This window comes from Cohnella sp. SGD-V74 (assembly GCF_003001675.1).
Taxonomy (GTDB): Bacteria; Bacillota; Bacilli; order Paenibacillales; family Paenibacillaceae; genus Cohnella.
Genome location: NZ_PVYW01000046.1, coordinates 1 through 3958, shown reverse-complemented (window position 1 = coordinate 3958; position 3958 = coordinate 1). Strand labels below are relative to the sequence as shown.

2 protein-coding genes and 2 pseudogenes are annotated in these 3958 nt (G+C 43.3%); 1 reads left to right on the top strand and 3 read right to left on the bottom strand.

Going from position 1 to position 3958, the window contains the following annotated elements:
• Window positions 1-494: pseudogene (locus B0G52_RS35050) on the bottom strand (IS110 family transposase); the annotation flags it as partial.
• A 260-nt stretch (window positions 495-754) separates the two neighbouring features.
• Here B0G52_RS35050 and B0G52_RS35045 point away from each other — a divergent pair.
• Window positions 755-1192, top strand: a complete 438-nt coding sequence (locus B0G52_RS35045; RefSeq protein ID WP_233163369.1) for a DUF3888 domain-containing protein — start codon at window positions 755-757, stop codon at window positions 1190-1192.
• Between the two features lie 329 nt (window positions 1193-1521).
• On the opposite strand, the gene B0G52_RS35040 is transcribed toward B0G52_RS35045, so the two are convergent.
• Together B0G52_RS35040 and B0G52_RS36865 are read right to left on the bottom strand one after the other, a co-directional pair.
• Window positions 1522-2544, bottom strand: coding sequence for a hypothetical protein (locus B0G52_RS35040; protein WP_143762692.1), 1023 nt, complete (start codon window positions 2542-2544; stop codon window positions 1522-1524).
• An 845-nt stretch (window positions 2545-3389) separates the two neighbouring features.
• Window positions 3390-3958, bottom strand: a pseudogene (locus tag B0G52_RS36865) (transposase); the annotation flags it as partial.

Below are 3958 nucleotides of genomic sequence, written 5' to 3'. Positions count from 1 at the left end.
TGAACGATGGTCTCTCGATTTGCCACGAGAACGCGCAGTTCCATGAACACTTCGCTGGTTTCTTTAATAAAAGAGTAGTAGCCGTTTTTCACCATTCGGTGATAACAAAGGCATCTTTGATGTCGCTCTTGGATGGTGTATTGTCGCGGTTTTCCTTGTTCTTTTTGACGAGATGAGGATTCACCAGCACGACCTCGAGGCTACGATCTTTAAGCCAGGGAGCGAGGCTGAGCCAGTAATGGCCGGTGGGTTCCATGCCGATGATGGCGTCGATTAGTTGATGCCTTTCCTGAAGATCTTTCATCCACTGCAGCAGTAGGTTAAAGCCGGCGTCATCGTTGGAGAAGTGAAGGGGAGAGCCATGCAGGACCCCACGGAAGTTGACGGCGCGAGCAACGTGGAACTCCTGTGCGGATGTCGATACCGACGACCAGATGCTGGGTTGAAATGTGTTCGAGCAGTTGATTATGTTTGGCCTGAGCTTTAAACTTCAAAGTAGAGCGACCTCCTTAATGGCAAAAGGGCTATGACCCGTGATTACCCCATCGTACCGGAGGCGCTCGTTTTTGTGCAAAGCGAAAATTTAACGCTCTACAGGAATCCTAACGGGGAACGATAGCACAATGATACAGGGCTGCCGGCATGATCGGCAGCCCGTTCAGCTATCGGGCAGTTTTCGTTGATGTATTCAGTTCCCTTTCCTGGACAAAATAAATTCTGATTAGTTTATTAAGGTAAAGGCAGGGGAAAAGCTTTGAGGGCTCTAATTTGCTTTATGATCCTAATTTCAATAGTTGGAACCCAATCTTTATACTGTAATGCAGTTGGTAAAACACCACTTGAGGACTCAAGGGAGCTGCAACTTCAAGATATGCTTGTTTTACTTTTACTGCCACATATGCAAGAGAAGCTTGCTGAGGTATACTCAGATGTATTTACAGTACCAGGATCACCAGATATTTATCCTTATTTTGTTGATGTGAAGCACACTGAAAGGGTTAATGGTTTCCGTGGGTTTGAATTTTTAATCACACTTGATGTGCATCCAACAGTCGGCCCACATATTCCTGTTGGTGAAGATATATTTACATATCGGATCTCGCCAATTGGAGTTGAGCTTAAGAAATTTGAACATCTTAAAGGTCCAAATAAGAATGATTTTCCCCCAAACTACCAAGATCTCTTGAAGTAACGGGTAACGATAGTGAAATAATTATGATTGGAGCAGGTGCCGCGGCGACCTGCTTCAATTCGTTGAAGTAACGGGCAAGATAGCATAAGATCATTCGCGGTGAACCGTACCACAAGTAGTAGTAAAGCGAAGAGTCGAATTAATGGTGAGTTTAAGATAATAAGGAAAAGACCGGAGCACAATAGTTCCGGTCTTTTCTTTGTAACAATTTTTCTTGAATATCAGATATCAAATTAAATATTGACTGTCCACAATAGTATTTATAGGAAAACTTGATAGCCGATTTCCCTCCTTACAGCTTAACAGGAGGAGTGGAGTATGCAAGAAGATTAGAACTTAAATGTTACTTTGATAGTCTTTAGATACTCGACGTCAGCAGCGTTATTAGAGAATCTAGGAATACGATACATCTCAGCTGTTACTGTAGTTGGTTTGTTGGCAAAAAGATCATTGATCTTCTCAACAGAACCGGCAAGACCAAATACAGCGTAGTCTTCGGTGAATGTACCATCGTAAGTATCCCAGTTGAAAGGAACGTAAGAATTACCAGAGCGTACAAAAACTTGTTGATCTTTTATGTGTAAACCATACGCGTAATTCATATCCAAGAAATTAATATGCTCTTCTATGAATATAGCACTAGCTTTGACTGTTATGGAATCAGGAGGTAGCACCGTAGGTTTGATATAGAAAGTGATATCCTTAATCTTACGAGTCTTACCGTTAACAGTTTCGTAAGCTGCTACAACATACCTACCGTATTCTGTAGCATTCATATCAATACCGAGCATACCGTTACTATCATAACGTTCCTTTGTATACAGCGTCAATCCAGCTTTATCAGATTTGAAGCTATATGTAGCATTAGAGTTTCGATTAATAAACCTTAAAGAACTGCTTTGATTACCTAACCCAAACTCATGTGTAGTATTGTTACTGAAAGCACCGATATTCGCATTAACTACAGTTATTTTAAGTTTACCAACAACTTTAGTCTTACCTTTGAAAGTCTCTTTCAAAGTAAGATTAGCAGAACCAACAGCCACACCAGTAATTAACACTCTACCAGTATCTTCATAGAAGATCTCATCGTATCCTAATTTTATTCCAGTAACTTTGACTACTTTACTGTTATCAGAAACAGCATCGTAAGTAGCTCCTGATTTAGGACGGAAGCGCATAGCTTGCTCTCCTGCTTGATCACCGTAATCTCGAACAGATCCGATATTAGCTATACCAATATTTGTAATAAAGATGCCTAGTGTGTTTTCCGTTGCTGCGTATGAAGAGTTCGGAATAACATTAAAGATTAATATCAAAGAGAACAGAGTTGACAATAGACGTGTTTTCATAATGTGATCTCCAATATTAGTTTAATTTGTTAAGATACGAGTAAATCAAGTCTCACAATATCTTCAGAATACCAGAAAGCAATGCAAGCATTCCAAACCCCAGTATGTCTCCAAAAAGCAACTCCTAAATTACTACCAGCATCTTCTTGAATAGTAAAGAATACACCTGCACCTTTAGCACAATATACATTACATCCAGTCAGATGTACAGCCTCTGCGATTTTGGACCAAGTCCATACGTGGAGCGGAGCTGAAAACGCTAAGAGTCACGGCATAATCGGTCGGAGGTGTAAGAACCAAAAACAAAAGATACATCATTGTAGAAGGACAAGAACTTAAAATCATTATGATCCGCGTGCTACGCGTTTTTTATTTTACAATGCAAGTTCTTGTCTTTTCCTCGGGACAAGGACTTACATTGATTGTCGATTAAAGAACATACATTGATTCTCGCGACCGTCATTAAGCTCCCTCGGTACGATTTAGTTTTCTTACGAATGCTCGCTTATTCGCAGGATCTCACCAGGGGTTAAATCGCTATCCGGATAAAAGGGACGATTTATCGTCAAATTCGGCAACCGAAGCGTATGCGGGAACAGGAGGGGCGAGGTATCGCTCCTCTTTTTACTGCTTTGCTGCACGCTGCTCCACGTACCTCCGGAGGCTTTCACTCCCATTTCTCGACGGGTCGTTGCCCTTTCATTCCTTCGTTACGCCTATCCGGTGGGTGGAGGCCGGTTATCCTAACGGTATGGGTCTGTGCCCTTTTGTTTAATGCAATCCGGTATTCCGTGCAATCTTGAGATCCTGCGAATAAGCCAGTTTTCGTGCCAATTGAAAAGCGGTTAAGCAGCTTGTTTCATCGGAAGAGCACGCTTTTGTTCGTAAGCTTCGCCACTCTGTGCCATGGCAACCAGAAGGCGAGCAAGCTTGCCGCAAAGCTTCATCACTGAGCGCATGGGCTTCATGCTTTTCGTCTTTACATTCATTTCGTGCTGTTGTTTAAACGCTTCATCGTTCAGGATAAGGGCCATGGTCGCCATGAACAGGGCATGCCGAAGTCTCGGTCGGCCCCGTTTGCTAATGGACATCTGGCCTTTCCACTTGCCTGAGCTCGACTCAGCTAAGATAAGGCCAGCATGCCGCTCGCCGAGGAGGGCGTGAATCTCGCCCGCAGCAATGCATTGCCATGTGCGTAGCCGCTAAGGTCGCCAGCTTCACCCAGAATACCGGCGACAGACAGGATACTCAGGCCCTTTATCGCCAGCAACGGCTTAGCCAACGGGATCTTGGCCAATGCAGCCGTCACTTCATTCTCGATTACCTGCAGCTGTTCCATAGCTAGATCATATTCAGCCAACAGTTGTTGAAGATGAAGCTTGTAAGCTTTCTCAGCATGCTTGGCACCAACTGA

Excerpts from the sequence above, each read along its gene's own strand:
- B0G52_RS35040 (WP_143762692.1), bottom strand. The coding sequence starts at position 2,544 with ATGAAAACACGTCTATTGTCAACTCTGTTCTCTTTGATATTAATCTTT.